16 protein-coding genes are annotated in these 21,347 nt (G+C 63.0%); 11 read left to right on the plus strand and 5 right to left on the minus strand.

What is annotated here, in order from left to right:
* Window positions 1-137: 137 nt before the first annotated feature.
* From bamA to lpxB, 6 genes are all read left to right on the plus strand, one after another.
* Entirely contained in the window at window positions 138-2,465 is a 2,328-nt protein-coding gene (bamA, locus tag G522_RS0110335; RefSeq protein WP_026790966.1) for an outer membrane protein assembly factor BamA, read from the plus strand.
* Window positions 2,466-2,835: 370 nt separating this feature from the next.
* Window positions 2,836-3,885 (plus strand): UDP-3-O-(3-hydroxymyristoyl)glucosamine N-acyltransferase, encoded by a 1,050-nt coding sequence (gene lpxD / locus G522_RS0110340; RefSeq protein ID WP_026790967.1) that lies wholly within the window; start codon window positions 2,836-2,838, stop codon window positions 3,883-3,885.
* A 65-nt stretch (window positions 3,886-3,950) separates the two neighbouring features.
* Complete coding sequence (fabZ, locus tag G522_RS0110345; protein WP_036838944.1) at window positions 3,951-4,379, plus strand: 3-hydroxyacyl-ACP dehydratase FabZ; 429 nt, start codon at window positions 3,951-3,953, stop codon at window positions 4,377-4,379.
* Window positions 4,380-4,490: 111 nt separating this feature from the next.
* On the plus strand, window positions 4,491-5,297 hold the full coding sequence (gene lpxA, locus G522_RS0110350) for an acyl-ACP--UDP-N-acetylglucosamine O-acyltransferase (RefSeq protein ID WP_026790969.1): 807 nt from the start codon (window positions 4,491-4,493) through the stop codon (window positions 5,295-5,297).
* The gene (locus G522_RS0110355) at window positions 5,294-6,166 is read left to right on the plus strand and encodes an LpxI family protein (RefSeq protein ID WP_026790970.1); all 873 of its coding nucleotides are present in this window, start codon (window positions 5,294-5,296) and stop codon (window positions 6,164-6,166) included. Before lpxA ends, G522_RS0110355 begins: the two co-directional genes overlap by 4 nt.
* Window positions 6,163-7,350 carry a lipid-A-disaccharide synthase gene (gene lpxB / locus G522_RS0110360; protein ID WP_026790971.1) on the plus strand — a complete coding sequence of 396 codons (1,188 nt, stop codon included), beginning with the start codon at window positions 6,163-6,165 and terminating at the stop codon, window positions 7,348-7,350. The genes G522_RS0110355 and lpxB overlap by 4 nt, the downstream gene beginning before the upstream one ends.
* Window positions 7,351-7,419: 69 nt before the next feature.
* On the opposite strand, the gene gltA is transcribed toward lpxB, so the two are convergent.
* Together gltA and gltX are read right to left on the minus strand one after the other, a co-directional pair.
* A complete protein-coding gene (gene gltA, locus G522_RS0110365; RefSeq protein ID WP_026790972.1) occupies window positions 7,420-8,712 on the minus strand; it encodes a citrate synthase in 1,293 nt (430 codons plus the stop codon).
* Window positions 8,713-9,076: 364 nt separating this feature from the next.
* Window positions 9,077-10,501, minus strand: a complete 1,425-nt coding sequence (gltX, locus tag G522_RS0110370; RefSeq protein WP_026790973.1) for a glutamate--tRNA ligase — start codon at window positions 10,499-10,501, stop codon at window positions 9,077-9,079.
* A 233-nt stretch (window positions 10,502-10,734) separates the two neighbouring features.
* Here gltX and G522_RS26430 point away from each other — a divergent pair, with 233 nt between their 5' ends.
* Window positions 10,735-12,834 (plus strand): ComEC/Rec2 family competence protein, encoded by a 2,100-nt coding sequence (locus tag G522_RS26430; protein ID WP_051228517.1) that lies wholly within the window; start codon window positions 10,735-10,737, stop codon window positions 12,832-12,834.
* A 2-nt stretch (window positions 12,835-12,836) separates the two neighbouring features.
* Here the strand turns inward: G522_RS26430 and G522_RS0110380 are convergent, their stop codons facing one another.
* From G522_RS0110380 to parE, 3 genes are all read right to left on the minus strand, one after another.
* Entirely contained in the window at window positions 12,837-13,889 is a 1,053-nt protein-coding gene (locus tag G522_RS0110380) for a GGDEF domain-containing protein (RefSeq protein ID WP_026790974.1), read from the minus strand.
* Between the two features lie 219 nt (window positions 13,890-14,108).
* Window positions 14,109-15,686, minus strand: coding sequence for a DEAD/DEAH box helicase (locus tag G522_RS0110385; RefSeq protein ID WP_026790975.1), 1,578 nt, complete (start codon window positions 15,684-15,686; stop codon window positions 14,109-14,111).
* A 435-nt stretch (window positions 15,687-16,121) separates the two neighbouring features.
* Window positions 16,122-18,203, minus strand: coding sequence for a DNA topoisomerase IV subunit B (parE, locus tag G522_RS0110390; protein ID WP_084633118.1), 2,082 nt, complete (start codon window positions 18,201-18,203; stop codon window positions 16,122-16,124).
* Window positions 18,204-18,387: 184 nt separating this feature from the next.
* On the opposite strand from parE, the gene G522_RS0110395 reads away from it, so the two are divergent.
* The 4 genes from G522_RS0110395 to G522_RS28960 all read left to right on the plus strand — a co-directional run bounded on the left by G522_RS0110395 (window position 18,388) and on the right by G522_RS28960 (window position 21,345).
* Window positions 18,388-18,594 carry a hypothetical protein gene (locus G522_RS0110395; RefSeq protein WP_026790977.1) on the plus strand — a complete coding sequence of 69 codons (207 nt, stop codon included), beginning with the start codon at window positions 18,388-18,390 and terminating at the stop codon, window positions 18,592-18,594.
* A gap of 68 nt (window positions 18,595-18,662) precedes the next feature.
* Window positions 18,663-19,910, plus strand: a complete 1,248-nt coding sequence (locus G522_RS0110400; protein WP_026790978.1) for an Hsp70 family protein — start codon at window positions 18,663-18,665, stop codon at window positions 19,908-19,910.
* A gap of 69 nt (window positions 19,911-19,979) precedes the next feature.
* Window positions 19,980-20,462, plus strand: a complete 483-nt coding sequence (locus G522_RS0110405; protein WP_156886904.1) for a hypothetical protein — start codon at window positions 19,980-19,982, stop codon at window positions 20,460-20,462.
* A gap of 145 nt (window positions 20,463-20,607) precedes the next feature.
* On the plus strand, window positions 20,608-21,345 hold the full coding sequence (locus G522_RS28960) for a DUF7847 domain-containing protein (RefSeq protein WP_026790980.1): 738 nt from the start codon (window positions 20,608-20,610) through the stop codon (window positions 21,343-21,345).
* The last annotated feature ends 2 nt before the right edge of the window (window positions 21,346-21,347 follow it).

The raw sequence follows: 21,347 nt of genomic DNA on the forward strand, positions 1-21,347 counted from the left end.
GCAGGACAGGGAAAACGGCACCACCCATGGCAAGGTCGCTTGCGCATCGTGGCAAAGACTGTAAAAACCTCTTGATCGGAATCTGTAACAAGGGTTCCCAATCGGCTTGGGCCGTAGAAAATCGGGTACGTGATTAAATGCGCTCATTCAAGGAATGGACGAAAGTCGTCGCCGCCTCCGCTGCTTTGCTCGTCGCGGCACCTTTGTGGGGCGGTTTTGTCCCGGAGTTGGGCGCAATTTCTGCTCAGGCAGCGTCTGCCGACCGTGTAACGGTGGTTGGCAACACACGTGTGGAACCCGAAACGATCGCGGCCTACATCAAGGGCACGCCGGGGAAGTTGAGCGCCGCTGAAATCGACGAATCGATCAAGGCACTTTTTGCAACCGGCATGTTTTCGGATGTGAAGGTCAGCCAGTCTGGCGGCCGCGTGATCGTCAAGGTGGTGGAGAACCCGGTCATCGCTCGCGTCGCCTTCGAGGGCAACGACGTACAGTCCGACGAAATTCTGAAGGGCGTCACCGAGCTTCAGCCCCGATCGGTGCTGACGCAGGGCAAGGTCGAGTCCGACACGCAGCGTATCCTCGAGCTCTATCGCCGCAGTGGTCGCTATGATGCTACGGTCGAGCCCAAGCAGGTCGATCTCGGCAAAGGGCGCGTCGATCTCATTTTCCAGATCAATGAGGGTCCGCGCACCGAGGTCAGCAAGATCACCTTCGTTGGCAACAAGACTTACTCAAACTATCGTTTGTCCAATGTCATCTCCACCAAGGAGTCCGGCCTGTTCGGCTGGTTCAAGACGTCGGACAACTACAGCCCTGAAAAGCTGAACGCCGACCAGGAAGCACTGCGCCGCTTCTATTATAACCACGGTTATGCCGACTTCCGCATCGTTTCCGCGACGGCCGATTTCGACCGCCAGCAGAACTCCTTCTTCCTGACCTTTACGGTCGATGAGGGCGAGCGGTACAAGTACGGCGACATCAAGGTCGAGACGACGCTCTCCGACGTCAATCCTGAAGATCTCAAGGCGCTGACGCTGACGCATACCGGCGACACCTATTCGGCTGCCGAGGTCGACAAGTCGCTTGAGGCGATCACCACGGCCGTCGCTGCCAAGGGCTACGCTTTCGTGCAGGTTCGTCCGCGCGGTGACCGCGACTATGCCAACCACACCATCGCCGTCACCTACTTCGTGGACGAAGGCGCCCGCGCTTACATCGAGCGCATCAATATCATCGGCAACGACCGTACCCGTGACTATGTCATTCGTCGCGAGTTCGATATTGGCGAAGGCGATGCTTACAATCAGGTACTGATCGAGAAGGCCGAGCGGAAGCTGAAAAACCTCGGGTACTTCAAGACCGTTCGCATCTGGTCGGAGCAGGGTTCCGCTGCCGACAAGGTCATCGTCAACGTTCAGGTCGACGACAAGCCCACAGGTGAAGTCAGCATCGGTGCCGGCTATTCCACGGCGAATGGTATCCTGGCCGAGCTGTCGATCACCGAAAAGAACTTCCTTGGTCGTGGCCAGTATGTGCGCGCCTCGGTTTCCAAGGGCATCACGACCGATGGCAAGTCCGGCGACTCGTCCTATGAGCTGTCGTTCACCGAGCCTTACCTGTTCGACCGTCGTCTCGAAGGTGGTTTCGATGTCTACCGTCGTAACTACAGCGACACCGACGATGGCGTGCATCCGTATGATGAGACGAATACCGGTGGTAAGATTCGCTTCGGTATTCCGCTCAACGACGACACCACCTTGGGCGTGTTCTACGAGGGCTATCAGCAGAAGATCTCCAACGTCCATTCGCAGTACAGCAGCTTCATCACCAATGAAGATCGCTTTATCTCGATCGTTGGAACCAGCCTGACCTACAACACGATCGACGACTACGCTTTCCCGCGGAACGGCGTCTATGCGCAGATCAAGCAGGAGTTCGCCGGTGTTGGTGGCGATGCAACCTTCTTCCGTACGACGGGTCGTGCCGAGTACTACAAGGAGCTGGTTGAGGACTGGGATCTGATCGGCCACGTTGGTGCCAAGGCCGGTGCGATGTTCGGTCTGAGTGACGATGTCGCCTACATCGACCAGTTCCAGGTCGGCGGATCGATCATTCGCGGCTTCGAGACCAATGGTATCGGTCCGCGCGATCCGGCTACCGGCTACTCTCTGGGTGGCAAGTATTACGTCGCGGCTACCGCCGAAACGCTCTTCCCGATCCCGATGCTGCCGCAGGAATACGGCGTCTGGGGTGCGGTGTTTGCCGATGCTGGTACGCTCTGGTCTTCCGAGAACCCGACCACAGGCACCGACAACGGTATTGCTCTGCGGGCCTCCGTCGGCGCCGGTATCGTCTGGCAGTCCCCGTTCGGCTTGCTCCGCGCAGACTTCGCCTATCCGGTCATGAAAGAGGACACGGACAAGACGCAGGTCTTCAAGTTCTCCGGCGGCACCAAGTTCTGACGCACCGGCTTTCTTGGAGCTCTCAACCGCCGCGCCCAAAGCGCGGCGGTTTCGTTTTGCAGGAACGGTCCTGAGAGGTCGAGACTGGTCAGCATTCCGGCTGCCGATACCCAACATCCGCGGCGAGCGGATGAATTCAGCTTTTCAGTGCACCATGATGCTGAACAGCAGGCCTCATGGCGACTTGCTGCGTATGGGTCGGTTGACACCGGCCCAGCGCAATGGCTAATGCCTTCCGTTCCGGGAAGATCGCAGCCGGCCATGGCGGAAAGCCGGTTGGCCGCCGAGCTTGCGATGCTTCAACCGAAACGGATAAGGAAGGCGCGCGTCCGCCACGGCTTTCAGCCGGGAAGGGCGAGTGAGTGTTGTCATGACCGATCCAGTATTCTTCGCCCCCTCCGGTCGGCTGACCCTTGCAGAGGTGGCCCATATCGCTGGCGGCGAGGTGGTGCGCGGCGACGCTGACGTCGCTATCGGCCGCGTTGCGCCGCTCGATCAGGCCGGGCCAGGCGACCTGTCCTTCCTGGATAATCCTCACTACATCGCCGTCTTCAAACAGACGCGGGCATCGATCGTTCTCTGCTCCGCCGCTCATGTTGCTGATGCGCCGGAGGGCGCGGCGGTCATCGTCGCCCAGCAGCCCTATCGCGCGATGGCTCTGGTTATGCAGGCGCTGTTTCCAGATGCCTTCCGCCTGAAAGGACCGTTCGGTGAGGCCGGGATATCGGCCGGTGCGAGCATTCATCCCACCGTTCGCCTCGAAGATGGCGTAACCGTCGAACCGGGCGCTGTTATCGGTGCCGGCGCGGAGATCGGCGCCGGCACGGTGGTTTCGGCCAATGCTGTGATTGGACGGGGCGTACGCGTCGGGCGCGATGGATACATCGGTGCCAGCGTGACACTGCAGTATGCACTTGTCGGCAATCGAGTGATCATCCATCCCGGTTCCAGTATCGGGCAGGATGGCTTTGGCTTTGCGATGGGCGCGCGGGGCCACCTCAAGGTGCCGCAAATCGGGCGGGTGGTTATCCAGGACGATGTGGAGATCGGAGCTAACGTGACCATTGACCGCGGTTCCAACCGCGACACGGTCATTGGCGAAGGTACCAAGATCGACAATGAAGTGCAGATTGGCCACAACGTGGAGGTCGGTCGGCATTGCGTTTTGGTGGCCAAGGTCGGTATTTCCGGCTCGACCAAGCTCGGCGATTATGTCGTGGTGGGCGGCTATAGCGGGCTCGCCGGCCATCTGACGGTCGGCCAGGGCGCTCAGCTTGCCGGCGGTTCGATGCTGAAGGACGACATGCCCGCCGGTGCGCGCTGGGTCGGCACGCCGGCCAGGCCGATCCGCGAATGGACGAAGGAACAGATGGCCCTCAAACGGGCAGTTAAGCAGGCGACGGGAAGGGACGAAACGTGAGCGAAACCGATACCGCAACGGCACCGGCTGAAACCGGGACGCCAGCCAAGGGCACTCTGGGTGTCATGGACATTCAGGCGCTCCTGAAGGCGCTGCCACACCGCTATCCCTTCATGATGATTGACCGGATCATTGAGATCGACGGCGACAACTCGGCCATCGGCATCAAGAACGTCACCATCAATGAGCCGCAGTTTCAGGGGCATTTCCCCAACGCGCCGGTGATGCCCGGTGTGCTGATGATCGAGGGCATGGCCCAGACGGCCGGTGCCATCTGCGTCAACGCCACGGATGGGGCCGCACCGAAGCTGGTCTACTTCATGACCATCGATAAGGTGAAGTTCAGAAAGCCGGTCGGCCCCGGCGACGTGGTCGAGTATCACGTGCGCAAGCTCAAGAAGCGCGCCAATATGTGGTGGTACGAGGCAACGGCCATCGTCGCCGGCTTCAAGGTTGCGGAAGCCGAGCTCAGCGCCATGTTGGTGAATGCCTGAAGACTGGCCGCTGCGTAATACGCTGAAACATAAATTGCGGCCCTTCGCCGGCAACGGAAGCTATAGGAAAACGAGCGGCTAAAGCCGTATCGCCGCCGAGGAATCATCCGCATGCGCACCATTCATCCCACCGCCGTTGTCGACCCGGCCGCCGAGATCGGCGACGGCGTCAGCATTGGTCCCTTCAGTGTCGTCGGTCCCAACGTCCGACTCGGCGATGGTGTGGTGCTGCACGCGCACACGGTGGTGGACGGGCGTACGACGCTTGGCGCCGGTGTCACCGTGTTTCCTCACGCTACCGTTGGCATGGTGCCGCAGGATCTCAAATATCGTGGCGAGCCGAGCCGGCTTGAAGTCGGCGACAAAACCGTCATCCGCGAGTGCGTGACGCTGCATCTCGGCACCGAGGGCGGCGGCATGCTGACGCGCGTTGGCGCGGGCTGCCTTTTGATGGCCAATGCCCATGTCGCTCACGACTGCGTGGTCGGCAACAACGTCATCCTGGTCAACTGTGCCACGCTGGGCGGCCACGTTCATATCGGCGACAACACCATCCTCGGCGGGCTCAGCGCGGTGCACCAGTGGGTTCGCGTCGGTGAGGGCGTGATGGTTGGCGGCATGACGGGCGTCGAAAACGACATCATTCCCTTCGGCATGGTCACCGGTAATCGCGCCCGCCTCGGCGGTCTCAATCTGGTCGGTCTGAGGCGCGCCAATTATCCGCGCGACGATATCCACGCCTTGCGTAACGCCTACAAGCTGTTGTTCGACGGCGACGATCCGCTGTCGGCGCGTCTCGACCGCGTCGTGGAAGTTTACGGCGGCAGCCTTCTGGTTGACCGCATGATCGAGTTCATCCGGGCAGGCGGCGATCGCGCCATCTGCACGCCACGCAGCCGGGACGGCGACGCCGAATGACCCTGGCAAGCACCGCTCCCGAAAGATCGACCCTAGGGATCATCGCCGGCGGCGGCGGTGTTCCCGTCATCGTGGCCAGGGCAGCCGAGGCGGCGGGTCGGCCGGTGGTGGTATTGGGTCTGGTCGGCGAGGCCGATTTGGACATCGAATCCTTTCATCATCACTGGCTGCGCTGGGGCGAGATTGGCCGGTTGTTCGATCTTCTGGCGCGTGAGCGCGTCGGCGAGGTGGTGATCTGCGGGGCCGTCAACCGGCCGGACTTCTCGGCCATCCGCGTTGACCTCGGTGCCGTGCTGAGCTTGCCGAAGATCCTGTCGCTGATGGTGGGCGGCGACGATACCGTGCTGAAGAATGTCGTCCGGTTCCTTGAAGACCGCGGCTATACGGTGATCGGCGCCCATCAGGTGGCGCCGGAACTGGTTGGCGGCAACGGCAATCTCGGGCGTTTCAAGCCCACGGACGATGCCGAGACCGATATTGCCAAGGGCGTCGAGGCGTCGTTGACGCTCGGCCGGCTCGACATCGGCCAAGCTGTGGTGTCGATCTCGGGCCGTGTAGTGGCCGTCGAGGGCATCGAAGGAACCGATGAACTTCTGCAGCGCGTCGCCGATCTCAGAAAGCGCGGCCGCCTCAAGGCGGCGCACCGCTCCGGCGTGCTGGTGAAGGCAGCCAAACCCCAGCAGGATCTGCGCGTCGATCTGCCGACCATTGGTCCGCGCACCGTTGAAATGGCAGTGGCGGCCGGTCTTGCCGGCATTGCCGTGGAATCGGGGCGGGTGATGATTGTCGATCGGCCGGCGACCATCGCCGCCGCCGACGCCGCCCGATTATTTCTGCAGGTGCGGACCTTTCCGGACGGTGCGTCATGACCGAGTATCCGCCGCTCCGCGTCGCTATCGTGGTCGGTGAGGAATCCGGCGATCAGCTTGGCGCGAGGCTGATGGCGGCACTCAAGAACCTGTCGGCACACCCGGTCGAGTTTTTCGGCGTTGGCGGCGATCGCATGGCCGCCGAGGGGATGCCGAGCTTTTTTCCGCTTCACGACATTGCCGTCATGGGCTTCGGTCCAGTGGTGAAGCGTCTACCGCTCATTCAGGTGCGTACGGCCGAAGCCGCCGGTGCCGTCATCGCCGGCCATCCGGATGTGCTGGTGATCATCGATAGCCCGGACTTCACGCATCGCGTGGCACGCGATGTCCGCGCCGCCCTACCGAAACTGCCGGTCATCGACTACGTCTGCCCTTCCGTATGGGCTTGGCGGCCCAACAGAGCCCGCAGGATGGCCGCCTACATCGATCATGTACTCGCGCTCCTGCCGTTCGAGCCGGCCGTCCTCGCTCGCCTGAAGGGCCCTGAAGCAACCTACGTCGGCCATCCTCTGATCGACCGTCCGGAGTTGCTGACCCCGGCGACGGGCGAGCGGCTGCCGCTTGAGGGAAGCGAGCCGCCGCGTCTGCTGGTGCTGCCGGGAAGCCGTTCGGGTGAAATCGACCGCATGCTGGCGCTCTATGGCCGGGTACTTGATGCGCTGTCGGCACGCGGACTGGTCTTTCAGCCGGTGCTTCCGGCCGTCGAACGGCTCAGGGCGCGCATCGAAAGAGAAACGGCGGGCTGGGCGTTACGGCCGAAGATCGTCACCGGTGAGGTGGAGAAGTGGGCGGCGTTCCGGTCGGCGCACGCCGCGCTCGCCACATCCGGCACTGTGACGCTGGAACTGGCGCTCGCCGGTGTCCCCAGCGTGATCGCCTACGCACGCGATCCGCTGTTTCGCCTCATTTCGGAAGTTGCCCGCCGCATTCCAGGGTTGGTGAACCTCACCATGTTCGGTCTCGCCAATATCATCCTCGATGAAAAGGCGAGCCCTGAATTTCTCGACCCGGATCTTGCGCCAGAGCGGCTTGCCGATGCCTTGGCACCACTGCTCGCCGACACACCCGCCCGTGCCGCCCAGCTTGCCGCCTTCTCGCGCCTCAAAGATGTGATGGCGCTTCCCAACGGTCGCCCAGCCGCCGAAACCGCTGCCAGCGTGGTGCTGCGGCTCGCCAGCCACTGATTTCTCGCCTCATATGAAAAAGACCTCCGACGTTGCCGCCGGAGGTCTGCTTGTCATTTCGAGAAAGACTCAGCCGCGCTTGTCGAGCTCGACGTAGTCACGCTGCGGCGCGCCGATGTAGAGCTGGCGCGGACGGCCGATCTTCTGGCTCGGATCCTCGACCATTTCCTTCCACTGGGCGATCCAGCCGACCGTACGGGCGACGGCGAACAGCACGGTGAACATTGACGTCGGGAAGCCCATCGCCTTCAGCGTGATGCCGGAATAGAAGTCGATGTTCGGGTAGAGCTTCTTTTCGATGAAGTAATCGTCGCTGAGGGCGATCCGCTCGAGTTCGACGGCGACGTCGAGCAGCGGGTCGTCCTTGATGCCGAGCGTCTCAAGCACCTCATGGCAGGTCTGCTGCATGATCTTGGCGCGCGGGTCATAGTTCTTGTAGACGCGATGACCGAAGCCCATGAGGCGGAACGGGTCATTCTTGTCCTTGGCGCGGGCGATGTACTCGGGAATACGATCAACCGTACCGATTTCCGCCAGCATGTTGAGCGCCGCCTCGTTGGCGCCGCCATGCGCCGGACCCCACAGACAGGCAATGCCGGCGGCGATACAGGCGAAGGGATTGGCACCCGACGAACCGGCGAGACGGACCGTCGACGTCGAGGCGTTCTGCTCGTGATCGGCGTGCAAAGTGAAGATGCGGTCCATCGCCTGGGCGAGGATCGGATTGACCTTGTAGTCTTCTGCCGGCACGGCGAAGCACATATGCAGGAAGTTCGCCGCGTAGTCGAGGTCGTTCTTCGGGAAGATGAACGGCTGGCCGATCGAATACTTGTAGGCCATGGCGGCGATCGTCGGCATCTTGGCGATCATCCGGTGCGAGGCGATCATCCGCTGATGCGGGTCCGAGATGTCGATCGAGTCGTGATAGAAGGCCGACAACGCGCCAACCGTGCCGACCATCACCGCCATCGGGTGGGCGTCGCGACGATAACCCTGGAAGAAGCGGGTCATCTGCTCGTGGATCATGGTGTGACGGGTGATGTGCCTGTCGAACTGCTGCTTCTGCGCCGGGGTCGGCAGCTCGCCGTAGAGCAGCAGATAGCAGGTTTCCAGATAATCGCCTTCAAGCGTCAGCTGCTCGATCGGATAACCGCGATAGAGCAGCACGCCCTTGTCGCCGTCGATATAGGTGATCTTGGATTCGCAGGCACCGGTCGACGTGAAGCCCGGATCGTAGGTGAAGTGGCCGGTCTTGCCATAGAAGGTGGAGATGTCCATCACGCTCGGGCCGATGCTTGCGTCCTTGAGCGGGAACTCATAGGTCTTGTCATCGATGGTGACGGTTGCGTTCTTCGTGGTCATTCGGTCGGATCTCCAACAGGTGATCAGGTGGACCAGGCCAATGAGGGGCAGGGTGAAGCGATTACGTTTACGTAAACTGCCGACCAACCTCCCAGTCGCATGTCGATCTTCACGTAGCGGAAAATCCCTACTCCGGCAAGCCGTCGAATTGGTGGTCAGCCTTGCCATTTCGGCGGAGGCTCGGAACCGGATCCCGGGGCGCGAGTTATTGTTCCGGTGTGCTTTTTGCCGCTGGAGTTCAGCGTTTTGAACCAATCGAACGAGCGGCGTTTCCATCCCACCCCTTGCCCCTCGCAAGGAAGTGAAAACCCCGCCGCGGTCTGACCGGGCGGGGTTGGTATTTTCTGAGAGATTTGAAGGTCGATCAGCCGGCCAGCGCGTCGCGGATGCGGCCGAGCGCTTCGTCGCGGCCGAGCACTGCAAGCACGTCGAAGATCGGCGGCGATGTCGTGCGGCCGGTAGCCGCAGCCCTAAGCGGCTGCGCTACTTTGCCGAGCTTGAGACCCGTCTCGGCGGCATAGGCTCGCACCACCTCCTCGGTGCCGGACGCCGACCAGTCGTTCAGTCCATCGAGACGCGGCAGGAGGTCGGCGAGCGCTGCCTTGCCGGCAGCGTCGAGCAGGGTGGCGGCCTTCTCATCGGGGACCAGCGGCCTGCTGACGAACAGGTAGCCGGCGTTGTCGATCAGTTCGAGAAGCGTCTTGGCCCGTTCCTTGAGGCCGGGCATGGCGGCGGCGAGCTGTGCCTTCTTGGGTGTGTCGAGTTTCGCTTTGAGTGCTGCTCCATCAGGAATGTGATCGAGCAGAGCGACGACGTGATCCACCAGCTCTTCATCCGGCGTCTGACGAATATAGTGGCCGTTGAGATTCTCCAGCTTGCCGAAGTCGAAGCGCGACGGCGAGCGGCCGATGCCCTCAAGGTCGAACAGCGAGATCATCTCGTCGGTGGAGAGGATCTCGGCGTCGCCATGCGCCCAGCCGAGGCGAACGAGATAGTTGCGCAGTGCCACCGGCAAATAGCCCATGGCGCGGTAGGCCTCAACGCCGAGGGCACCATGGCGCTTGGAGAGCTTGGCGCCATCCGGACCGTGGATCAGTGGAATATGCGCCACCTTCGGCATGTCCCAGCCGAGAGCGTCGTAGATGATCTTCTGGCGTGCCGTATTGGTCAGGTGATCGTCGCCGCGGATGATCTGGGTGACGCCCATGTCGTGGTCGTCAACCACCACGGCATGCATGTATGTGGGTGTGCCGTCGGAGCGCAGGATGATGAAATCATCGAGATCCTTGTTGGGGAAGGTGACGGTTCCCTGAACCGCATCCTCGATCACCGTCTCGCCATCCAGCGGCGCCTTGATGCGCACCGAGGGCCTGACGCCAGCCGGCGCCTCGGACGGGTCGCGGTCGCGCCAGCGGCCGTCATAGCGCGGCGGCAGGCCATTCGCCTTGGCACTCTCGCGCATCTCATTGAGCTCGTCAGGCGTGCAATAGCAGTAGTAGGCCTTGCCGGCGGCGACCAGCTCACGCGCCACGTCGGCGTGACGGTCGGCGCGCTGGAATTGCGAGATCGGCTCGCCCTCCCAGGTGAGGCCCAGCCAGGTCAGTCCGTCGATGATCGCGTCGACCGCGGCCTGCGTCGACCGCTCGCGATCGGTATCCTCGATGCGAAGCAACATGGTGCCACCATGCCGCTTGGCATAGAGCCAGTTGAAGAGGGCTGTCCGCGCACCTCCGATGTGCAGAAAACCGGTGGGAGACGGCGCAAAACGCGTGACGACGGGCGTGGACATCGACGATAGTTCCGAAAAATGTCAGGGGTGGCCCGGAAAGGATGGCGGATCGCCGTCGGCCGGACCATTGCGTGGACGGCGTCTTACAGGAAAGCCGTGCGTTTCGCAAAATAAGATCGCGGCATGAGCAGCGTAAGCAACCGAAATAGGCAATGACTGTGACGGTCCGGACGGAGACGAGTATCGAGCGTCCTGCGCAGAACCGGAAAGCCGTCGGTGCGACATGGCGGCGTATGCTTTCCGCTTTTCGAAAATCCTTTGTCCGCGACCTTGAAGAAGGCCGTGGCTTTCTCTGGTGGCCGGTGGCCGTCGCGATTGGCGCGGCCTTTTATTTCGCTCCGGCGAGCGAGCCTTCGCTCGCTGATCTGGTGCTCGCCGGCCTTGGTCTCCTCGCGGCGCTGGTGCTGATCATCCGCCACCCCCTCGCGGCGCCGTTCTCGGCGATCCTCATTGGTCTCGCCTGCGCCGGTTTTCTGCACGCGGCATTGGTGACCCGCCTCGCCAGCCATCCGGTGTTTCCGTTCGAACGTACGATAACGGTACGCGGTCATATCGTGGCGGTGGAGGATCGAGGAAAGGGAACCGCCCGCCTGCTTGTTCGACCGGCCGAGATGGATCCCCGGCCTCGAAGCGGCCTGCCGCCATTCGTCCGCGTGACCACGCGCGGTGAAGTGCCGGCCCCAGGCGAAGCCGTCACCATGCTCGCGCGCCTCGCCCCGCCCATGCCGCCACCGCTCCCAGGCGGCTATGACTTTGCCCGCGTTGCCTGGTTTAGCGGAGTCGGCGCCAGCGGCTTCACCTACGGCCCGGTCAAGCCTTGGCTCGGGGCGCCGCCGCCCGATACCAAGCTTGCGCTCTTGAGCAGCATCGAGACCGTGCGAATGACGGCGGCCGGCCGCATTCGCGCCGCGCTTGCCGGCGACACAGGCGCCATTGCGGCGGCACTGATTGTCGGTGATCGCGCCGGCATATCCGACGCAACCAACGAGGTGATGCGCATCGCCGGTGTTTCGCATGTGCTGTCGATTTCCGGCATGCATATGAGCCTGGTCGCCGCTTTTCTGTTCGGCGGCATTCGCCTCATTCTGGCGTTGATACCGCCGCTGGCGCTGACGCTGCCGATCAAGAAGATCGCCGCCATGCTGTCGATGCTCGGCACCGGCGCCTATTTCGTGGTCTCCGGCATGGACGTGCCGGCGGAGCGTTCGATGATCACCGTGGCCGTCTCGCTTTTCGCCGTGCTGATCGATCGCCGCGCCCTGTCGCTGCGAGTGATCGCTGTGGCCGCCCTTGTCACCCTGGCGCTTTCGCCGGAGGCAGTGATGGAGCCGGGCGCTCAGATGTCATTTGCTGCCGTCGTTGCCCTCATGGCCGGGCTGGAAGCGTGGCGTGCCCGCCGGGGCGAAGCGGTGGACGGCGATGACGTGAACTGGCTGGCGCGTTTGGTTCGCCGGTTCGCTCTCTGGATCGTGGCGGCGCTGGCGGCGACCGTGGTGGCCGGCCTCGCCACATTGCCGATGGCGCTTTACCACTTCGGCCGTCTGGCTCCGCTCGGCATGATCGCCAACCTGGTCACCGAGCCCCTCGTCTCATTCCTCATCATGCCGATGGCCTTGATCGCCGCGCTTTTGATGCCGCTCGGCCTTGAGGGCGTGCCGCTCGCCGTGATGGGCGCCGGCATTGATGCGATGATCGCCGTGGCTCGCGTTGTCGCCAACTGGACGCCGGGCGGCGGCCTTTATGGCCGCCCGATGGGCTGGACCATGCTCGCCGTGGTCGCTGGTGGCCTCTGGATATGTCTCTGGCGCGGCCGCAAGCGTTGGCTCGGACTTGCCCCCGTGCTCGTTGGTCTCGCCTTCGTGGGGGCCGGTTCGCCTCCAGGATTGATTGTCGCTGGCGACGGATCGCTGGCTCTCGTGCGCCAGCAAGATGGAGCATGGCACAAGGTCGGCGCAAAAGGCGGCTTCATGCTGAACGTCTGGACGGCAGCGGTCGGGATAGATCCGGCCGATGTTACGTCGCTTGACCGCGAGGCTGCCTGCGACGCCGAGGCCTGTCTCTTGAAAGCGGCGCAAGGCCGTCCGTCGGTTTCGGTTGTCAGTCAGCCGCTCGCCTTCGGTGACGATTGCTCGACCACTGCGATCGTGGTGTCTGGGTTGGAGGCGCCGCCCTGGTGCCAGCCGGCCGGCGCGCTTGTCGATCAGCGCGTGCTCGCTTCGACAGGCACGATCACCTACGACATCCAGATGAGTGGTGACGGCGGCGTGCACCTTAAGGAATCCGGCCGCGTGCTCGGCAATCCTCGCCGGCCGTGGCTTGCCCCGATGCGTTGATGTTACGCGTCTTCCTCGGAAACACTAAGCATCGCTTCCGTACAGACCCGGTTGCGGCCAGCCCGCTTGGCGAGGTAGAGGGCGGTGTCGGCGCGCTCGATCAGCGAGACGGCGGTATCGCCCGGATGGTAGGTTGCGACACCCACGGAGACGGTAACGAAGCCGAGCGTCTCGCCAGTGGAGCGCTTCTTGAGCTCCTTCTCCTTGACGCTCACGCGGATGCGGTCGGCCAATGCCTCGGCGCGCGTCAGGTTCGCCTTTGGCAGGATGATGGCGAACTCCTCGCCACCGTAGCGGCAGGCAAGGTGATGCCCCTTGATCGCCTGTTTGACCGAAAGTGCCACCAGGCGCAGGACCTGATCGCCGGTCTGATGGCCGAAGCTGTCGTTGAACGATTTGAAATTGTCGATGTCGGTGATGAGCAGCGAGAGAATGCCGTCCGTTTCGGCAGCGTTGGCCACGGCTCGCTCCAGCGACTGGTCGAAGTGCTTGCGGTTGGCCAGCGTCGTCAGCTCGTCGGTCAGGGTTTCGAAACGCAGGGATTCCAGGCTTTCCTTAAGCTCGGAAATTTGCCTCTGACTGTCCGCGAGCTGCCCTTCGAGCTCGCGATTGACCTTCTCGGTTTCATGTGTGGCGACCATGAGTTCCCCGACGATGCCGCGCAGGCGTGAAAGATCCGGCCCGGCATCCAGCTCCGTCGAAGCGCCGGACAGCCTGCCGGCATAGCTGGCATTGGCGGTAATCGTCTTGTTCACCGCGGCCATGACGCCTTCGATCTCGCCAGAGATGCGACCGCCCACGTCCTCGATGCGATCGGAAAGGCGCGATGGCGAGATGAACTGATTGTAGATGGCGTGGAGCTCGGCGGTGTCGATATGGCCCTTGCTGCGCAGAATGTCATTCACGGCGCGATTGAGGGCGTGATTGAACCCAGCACAGTAATTGTACCAGAGCTCATAGTTCCGGGGATAGGCCGCGTTCTCGTTGCGCCGCAATTGCGCCACCGCCGCTTCGCCATAGCCGATTGTCCGCAGAAACTCTTCCCGGTGCGTCATCGTCGCCGCCCATGCCCTCACATATCCTGTACGTTGATAAACGGCAGGCATGAATTGAGCGTTAAGCAAAGGTGCACGCTATCTGTAAAACTTGAGCTTTCCGCCCCGACCAGACGCGCAGCGGCCGATTTTTCCTATCAGTCGATGCGATTTGCCATGCCGCACCAAATGAAAACGGCGGCCGAAAGGCCGCCGTTCGAAGAGCATCTGCAATAGCTGTCAGTTAGCTGTCTTGGCGATACGCACCGGCCGCAGCAGGAAAGCCGGCACATGGTCGCCGAGCCCGACAACAGTCGGGCCATCATCGACATCCCGACGGGGCGCGGAGCGCGGACGCTCACCGGCGCGGACCGGCTGCCGATCTGGAACTCGCTCAGGCCGCGACTCGCGTTCTTGCCTCGGCTCACGTTCCGCCCTCGGCTCACGTTCCGGTCTGGCTTCCCGCTCCGGCCTTGCCTCACGTTCGGGGCGAGGGGCGCGACTACGGCTCGGGCGCGGTGCTTCCTCGGTGGCGGCGGCAGCCTCGACCGTCTCAGTGGTCTGGCGCGTGCGGCGCGATCGCGACGGTGCGCGAGCCTCTTCGCCGTCCGCCTTGGCGCGGGAGCGGCGGGGCTCCTTGCCCTCGGCGGTCTTGCGGCCGCGTGACCGCTTGCGCGCTTCCGGATCGAAAACGATCGGGTCGCCGATCCATTCGATGTCGGTGGTGATCAGCTTTTCGATGGCCGAAAGGTGCTTCTCGTCGTCCTGGGTGACGATCATGACGGCCGTGCCCTTCCGGCCGGCTCGGCCGGTGCGACCGATGCGATGGACATAGTCCTCGGCATGGATCGGCACGTCGTAATTGAAGACGTGGCTCACGTCGGGAATGTCGAGGCCACGAGCGGCGACATCCGAGGCGACCAGAAGCGTCAGCGTGCCCTTCTTGAAGGCGTCGAGCGTCGCCATGCGGGCGCGCTGGTCCATGTCGCCGTGCAGGGCGCCGACGTTGAAGCCGTGTCGGACAAGGCTGCGGAATACCACCGCCACGTCGCGCTTGCGGTTGCAGAAAACGATGGCGTTCTTCAGATCCTCGGCGGCGGCAATCTGGGCGCGCAACGTCTCGCGCTTCTCGAAGTCCTCGGTTCCGGAGACGACGAGGCGTTGCGCCACCGTCGTAGCGGCACTCGCCGGCTTCGAAACCTCAACCTGGACCGGGTTGTTGAGGAAATTCTCGGTCAACGCCTGGATCTCCGGCGGCATGGTAGCCGAGAAAAACAGCGTCTGGTGGTTCTTGGTGACCAGCTTGCAGATGCGCTCGATATCCGGGATGAAGCCCATGTCGAGCATGCGGTCGGCCTCGTCGATGACCAGGATCTCGACGCCGGTCAGGAGCAGGCGGCCACGTTCGAAGTGGTCGAGCAGCCGGCCGGGCGTGGCGATCAGCACGTCGGCGCCGCGGTCGAGCTTGCGATTCTGGTCGTCGAAGGAGACGCCACCAATCAACAGCGCGATGTTGAGGTTGTTGTTGATCGAATACTTGACGAAGTTCTCCTCGACCTGCGCCGCGAGTTCGCGCGTCGGCTCGAGGATCAGCGTACGGGGCATACGGGCACGAGCGCGACCGCTCTCGAGGAGCGTCAGCATCGGCAGCACGAAGGCGGCGGTCTTGCCGGTACCCGTCTGGGCGATGCCGATGACGTCACGGCCGGCGACAGCGTGCGGAATGGCTTCCGCCTGGATCGGCGTCGGAATCGTATAGCCAGCCGCTTCAACGGCCGCCATGACACTGGCGCTCAGTCCGAGATCAGAAAAATTCATGTGGTGTGCGGTCTCTTGGATTGGGGATTCGAGCCCTGAGACAAGCGAATCCACGCTCTTCCGGGTCGACTTTGTCCGATCCGGATATCGTCGGAGACCATATGTGGAATCTTCGGTATGTCAATCAATTCCTGCCGAATTGAGCGTTTATTGTTACTTCAAGCGACTGGGAAGCGGTTCTGGAGGCTTTCAACCCACGTTTCGGCCCGTTCGGATTTGAGATGAACATGGCCATCACATCAACGCCCGCCAATTGATCAGCCGATCTTCTTGGTGGGGGCGGAGTTCTACGTGTCTCTCCTAGGCGGCATCAGCATCGCAACGAAGGCCTCACTGACCAACCATCAGAGCCGGCAATATCTCCGCCGAAGACGCTTGAGGATGCACCACCTTGACGACCGGCGGAGGCGGCACCCGAGTGTTGGTGCACAGATCCTAGATATCCAGGTCTTCCGCGAATTCCGCATTTTCCTGGATGAACTGGAAGCGGCCTTCCGGCTTGTTGCCCATCAACCGTTCCACCGAGTCCGCCGTTCTCTCCGCTTCGTCTTCCACCATGACGACCCGCAGCAGCGTGCGCGTCTTCTTGTCCATGGTGGTTTCCTTGAGCTGCGACGGCATCATCTCACCGAGGCCCTTGAAGCGCCCGATCTCCGGCTTCTTGTTCTTGAAGACGGTCCGAAGCAGCTCCTCGCGGTGGGCGTCGTCGCGGGCATAGATGGTCTTGCCACCATGCGTCAGTCGGTAGAGCGGAGGCACCGCGAGGTAGAGGTGGCCGCCACGGATGAGCTGCGGCATCTCGCGATAGAAGAAGGTGATCAGCAGCGAAGCGATGTGGGCGCCGTCGACGTCGGCGTCGGTCATCACGATCACCTTGTCGTAGCGCAGATCATCCTCGCGATAGTGCGAGCGGGTGCCGCAGCCGAGCGCCTGCAACAGGTCTGACAGCAGTTGGTTGGCCGTCACCTTGTCGCGACCGGCACTGGCCACGTTGAGGATCTTGCCTCTGAGCGGCATCACTGCCTGGCTGGCGCGGTCGCGCGCCTGCTTGGCCGAGCCGCCGGCCGAGTCGCCCTCGACGATGAACAGCTCAGACCCTTGCGCGGCGTTCTGCGTGCAGTCGGCAAGCTTGCCCGGCAGGCGCAGCTTGCGCACCGCGCTCTTGCGGAGCACGTCCTTTTCTTGGCGGCGGCGCAAGCGCTCGTCGGCGCGCTCGACGATCCAGTCGAGCAGGCGTCCCGACTGTTGCGGCGAGGCGGTCAGCCAGTGGTCGAAGGCATCCTTGATCGCCGTCTCGACGATGCGCGTCGCTTCGGCGGTGGAGAGCTTGTCCTTGGTCTGACCGACGAATTCCGGCTCCCGCACGAACACCGACAGCATGGCGCCAGCCGACGTCATCACGTCCTCGGGCATCACTTGCGCCATGCGCTTGTTGCCGGCCATTTCGCCATAGGCTTTGAGTGAGCGGGTGAGAGCAAGGCGAAGACCCTGCTCATGCGTGCCGCCATCCGGCGTCGGAATGGTGTTGCAGTAGGAATTGACGAAGCCGTCGCCGGCAAACCACGAGACGGCCCATTCGACAGTGCCATGGCCACCACCGCCGACGCGGCCGGCGAAGAGATCGTCTGCAACCCTCTTTTCGCCTTCCAGCGCTTCGGCCAGGAAGTCCTTGAGGCCGCCCGGGAAGCGGAATATCGCCTCGGCCGGCGTTTTCGACCCCTCGACCAGCGATGGATCGCAGGACCAGCGGATCTCGATGCCGCCAAACAGATAGGCTTTCGAACGGGCCATCTTGAAGATGCGCGCCGGCTCGAAGCGGGCGTCTTCTCCGAAGATCTGCGGGTCCGGCTTGAAGCGCGTCTTGGTGCCGCGCCGGTTCATGGTTTCGCCCAACTTCTGCAGGCCGCCCTGGGGAACGCCACGCGAGAAGCTTTGCTTGTAAAGCTGGCGACCGCGCGCCACCTCGACGTCGAGCCACTCGGATAGGGCGTTGACGACCGAAACGCCGACGCCGTGCAGGCCGCCGGACGTCTCGTAGACCTTGCTGTCGAACTTGCCGCCGGCGTGCAGCGTGCAGAGGATCACCTCCAACGCAGACTTGCCCGGAAACTTGGGATGCGGATCAACCGGAATGCCGCGGCCGTTGTCATTGACCGTCAGGAAGCCGTCGGCATCGAGCCGCACTTCGATCCATGACGCATGACCGGCTACCGCCTCGTCCATCGAGTTGTCGATCACCTCGGCGAACAGGTGATGCATCGCCTTGTCATCGGTGCCGCCGATATACATGCCCGGTCGCCGGCGCACCGGTTCGAGCCCCTCCAGAACCTCGATGGCCGATGCGTCATAGACCGCTTCCGTCGGCGCGGGGGGCTCAATGCGGGCGCGCGCCGCTTTGGGCGCACGAACAGGCGCCGCCGCCGGAGGAGCCGTGTTGACCGGCGGGGGGAGTGTTCCGAACAGGTCGTCCTTTTCCATGCGTTCCGTCTTCGTCCATTGGCCGGTGATGCCGGCCATTCCGCCGCCCGCCGGCAAGCGCTGATTCGCGCGCCTCGGAGTTTGCCACGCCGGCAGCGGAAGCGCCAATCTCGTTCTACATGTGTTCCGGCTCGTACACCGGCGATCCGGGTGCCGTCAACGCCGTTGAGGCGTTCTTAACCGTGGCGGCCGCAAGCTCCGGAACGTTCATTGGTGGTTTGTCATGCGTCGAAACCAGTATCAAGATGCCGTGCTCCGAGAACTCGGAGCCGTCCACACCCATGCCTTCGTTGCCGGCCATCGCCTTGGCGGCATGCGGCGCCATCTCCAGGAAGTAGCGGCCGAGCCGCCGCTCACCGGTGGCATCTTTGCCCTGCCGGCCGTGCTGGTCCTGCTGGCACTGACGGCGCTGGTTTTCCTGCTCGCCTGATTTTGCCGCTGGCAATCCCCGGCGCGAAGCGCTAGGGAGACCGCCCCCAATTTATTCGGAGAGCGGTCATGGCGGCGGCAGGCCTCGATTTCGGCACGTCCAACACCACGCTCGGCGTCGTTACCGGCGGCCGGGCCGACATGGTGCGTCTCGAGGACGACGAGGAGACGCTGCCGAGCGCCACCTTCTACCACCAGGATGGTTCGATCTCGGTCGGACGTGCCGCCATTGCCGCCTATGTCGGCGGTGAGCATGGCCGTCTGATGCGGGCGCTGAAATCCGTCCTCGGTTCGGCGTTGATGGACGAGACGACGCTGGTCGGCCGAAGCCGCGTCAAGTTCCGCGACGTTCTGAAGCGATATCTGTCCGAGGTGAAGAAACGTGGCGAGGCGGCGGCCGGTGCGCCGCTCACCCACCTTGTTCATGGCCGGCCGGTGCATTTCGTCGACGGCAATGCCGAGGCCGATCGTCTGGCCGAGGCGACGCTGTATGCTATCGCCCACGATCTCGGCTTTAAGGAAGTTTCCTTCCAATACGAACCGATCGCCGCCAGCCTCGACTACGAGCAGCAGCTGTCGCATGAAGAGCTGGCGCTGATCGCCGACATCGGCGGCGGTACCTCCGACTTTTCGATTGTCCGCCTCGGGCCGGAACGGGCCAAGAAGGCCGAGCGCGCGTCCGACGTGCTGGCCAACGACGGCGTTCGCATCGGCGGCACCGACTTCGACCGCCACCTGAACCTCGGCACAGTCATGCCGCTGCTCGGCTTTCGCTCCAAGCTTGCGCGCGGCGAACTCGATGTCCCTTCCGTCTATTACCACGACCTTTCCACATGGTCGGCGATCAACCGCCTCTATGAGCCACGCATTCATCGCGAACTCATCGACCTCGAAAAGCGCGCTGCCGAGCCGCACCTCATCCACCGCTTGATGCGCGTCGTCGACGACGAGCGCGGCCATACCCTCGCCATCGAGGTGGAGGCGGCAAAGATCGCCGTCGCCGAGAACGGCGCGGTCACCGTGCCCTTCGACTGGCTGGAAAAAGGTCTGTTCACCCACATCGACCACGCCAGCCTGGTCGGTTACACCGGCGATCTTGCCAGCCGGATTGGCGCCCGTGTCGATGCCTGCCTCGCGGCCGCCGGCGTCACGGCCAGTGACATCGACGCCGTGTTTCTGACCGGCGGTTCCACTCGGCTGGAACATGTGCGCGCCGCCATCCTGGCGGCGGTGCCGGAGGCCCGCGTCGTCACGGGCAACGTGTTCGGTTCGGTCGGTACCGGGCTCGCTGTCGAGGCGGCGCGCCGCTACGGCTGATGCCGAAAGTCGCGCTTGCCGGTACGACTGGCCGGGTGCCAGATGCCCCAACCTGGTGGGGAGTGATTCATGAAAGTCCGTTATTTAACAGTGCTCGCCGTCGTCTTGGCGACGCCGGCATTGGCCGGCGATTGCGAAGCGTGGAAAGCCGGGCTTGAGGAGGACGAGGGCGGTGCGATGATGACCGCCTCGATCTGCGCCACCGATCGACCGGATGACATTTTGCAGATCACCTGCGGCGGCGAGGGCAAGCTGGGGCTGCGCTTCTTGCCCGCGACGGGCGACGATTTCCCGCCCAAGGGCGACATGAACTATCGCGCCTCATTTGTCTTTGCGAGCGGACCGCTTAGCGCCGAAGTCACCCTGCGCTATGAGGCCATGGACGGAGCCTTGGCCGCGACGCCCCGTCGCGACAGCGATCTAGTCCGCATTCTGAAGTCCTCAGATGCTCTGACCATAACCGACAAGACCGGCGTATTGCCGACCGCGACCTTCGAGCTCAAGGGATCGTCAAAAGCGATCGGCAAGGTCGAGCGGGCTTGCTACAGCTGATCATGGTGCTGGGCATGAGTGCAATTTGGTGCCGAGCTCTCCGCTAACCATCTTCTAACAGTGCGGGCTCTTCGGCCTTTCTGCGCTCTGTGATTGCAGGTATCTTTGCCGTCATCCCAGTTGGACTGCTAGGCAAGGGACGGCGATGCACTCGGGGGATAAATTTACGATCGGTCGGGTGTTTTCTCTCCTGCCGAAGGTGCTCGGACAGGAGTCCATATCCCTATGGCAGTACCTCGGTTCGCTCGCCGCGATCCTGGGATTTTTGCGGATCGCGCTGGAGCAAGGAACCAGGGTGCCCAGCCCAGGCTCCGGGCACCTGACGGCATTGGCTTTTTCGGTCATCTCGGGCGCGGCATCCGGCTTGGTTCATTGCGCCGCCATTCAAGCCGCCGACATGCGCTTGAACGGCACACCCGTGCAGGCCAGCGCGGCGCTACATGCCAGCTTCAGCCGGTTCTGGCCCTACGTCGGCTTGTCGGTTTTGCTAAGCCTGGTTCTATTCGTTGGCTTCCTGGCGCTTGTCATTCCGGGCATCTTTGTGCTGGTCGTCTTTTCGTTGGCGTTGCCAGCGCTGGTCATCCGGCGAACCGGCGTCTTCGATAGCCTCCGCGCAAGCTGGACAATGACGAAGGGGCACAGGCTGGAGATCCTGGGCTTCTGGCTTGTCTTTGGGCTCGCTTCCGGCCTGCTCTTCACCGCGGTCTTTCTGCTGGCAATAGTTGTTCTTTATCTGACCGGCCTCGCTGGCGGTTTCGGACAGACACTGCTGGCTCTCATTATCGATGCGTTCTTGTCGAGTCTTGTTCTGGTGGTAGGTGGCGCGGTTTCCGCCACAATGTTCCGCCTCATCGAGGTAGACGCCGCCGCCGCGCCCGCCTGATC

It is taken from the genome of Pleomorphomonas oryzae DSM 16300 (assembly GCF_000422965.1).
Lineage (GTDB): Bacteria > Pseudomonadota > Alphaproteobacteria > Rhizobiales > Pleomorphomonadaceae > Pleomorphomonas > Pleomorphomonas oryzae.

What these genes read in the sequence shown, in the direction of transcription:
- bamA (WP_026790966.1), top strand. Translation starts at nt 138, where the DNA reads ATGCGCTCATTCAAGGAATGGACGAAAGTCGTCGCCGCCTCCGCTGCT.
- lpxD (WP_026790967.1), top strand. Translation starts at nt 2,836, where the DNA reads ATGACCGATCCAGTATTCTTCGCCCCCTCCGGTCGGCTGACCCTTGCA.
- fabZ (WP_036838944.1), top strand. Translation starts at nt 3,951, where the DNA reads ATGGACATTCAGGCGCTCCTGAAGGCGCTGCCACACCGCTATCCCTTC.
- lpxA (WP_026790969.1), top strand. Translation starts at nt 4,491, where the DNA reads ATGCGCACCATTCATCCCACCGCCGTTGTCGACCCGGCCGCCGAGATC.
- G522_RS0110355 (WP_026790970.1), top strand. Translation starts at nt 5,294, where the DNA reads ATGACCCTGGCAAGCACCGCTCCCGAAAGATCGACCCTAGGGATCATC.
- lpxB (WP_026790971.1), top strand. Translation starts at nt 6,163, where the DNA reads ATGACCGAGTATCCGCCGCTCCGCGTCGCTATCGTGGTCGGTGAGGAA.
- gltA (WP_026790972.1), bottom strand. Translation starts at nt 8,712, where the DNA reads ATGACCACGAAGAACGCAACCGTCACCATCGATGACAAGACCTATGAG.
- gltX (WP_026790973.1), bottom strand. Translation starts at nt 10,501, where the DNA reads ATGTCCACGCCCGTCGTCACGCGTTTTGCGCCGTCTCCCACCGGTTTT.
- G522_RS26430 (WP_051228517.1), top strand. Translation starts at nt 10,735, where the DNA reads ATGCTTTCCGCTTTTCGAAAATCCTTTGTCCGCGACCTTGAAGAAGGC.
- G522_RS0110380 (WP_026790974.1), bottom strand. Translation starts at nt 13,889, where the DNA reads ATGACGCACCGGGAAGAGTTTCTGCGGACAATCGGCTATGGCGAAGCG.
- G522_RS0110385 (WP_026790975.1), bottom strand. Translation starts at nt 15,686, where the DNA reads ATGAATTTTTCTGATCTCGGACTGAGCGCCAGTGTCATGGCGGCCGTT.
- parE (WP_084633118.1), bottom strand. Translation starts at nt 18,203, where the DNA reads ATGGCCGGCATCACCGGCCAATGGACGAAGACGGAACGCATGGAAAAG.
- G522_RS0110395 (WP_026790977.1), top strand. Translation starts at nt 18,388, where the DNA reads ATGCGTCGAAACCAGTATCAAGATGCCGTGCTCCGAGAACTCGGAGCC.
- G522_RS0110400 (WP_026790978.1), top strand. Translation starts at nt 18,663, where the DNA reads ATGGCGGCGGCAGGCCTCGATTTCGGCACGTCCAACACCACGCTCGGC.
- G522_RS0110405 (WP_156886904.1), top strand. Translation starts at nt 19,980, where the DNA reads ATGAAAGTCCGTTATTTAACAGTGCTCGCCGTCGTCTTGGCGACGCCG.
- G522_RS28960 (WP_026790980.1), top strand. Translation starts at nt 20,608, where the DNA reads ATGCACTCGGGGGATAAATTTACGATCGGTCGGGTGTTTTCTCTCCTG.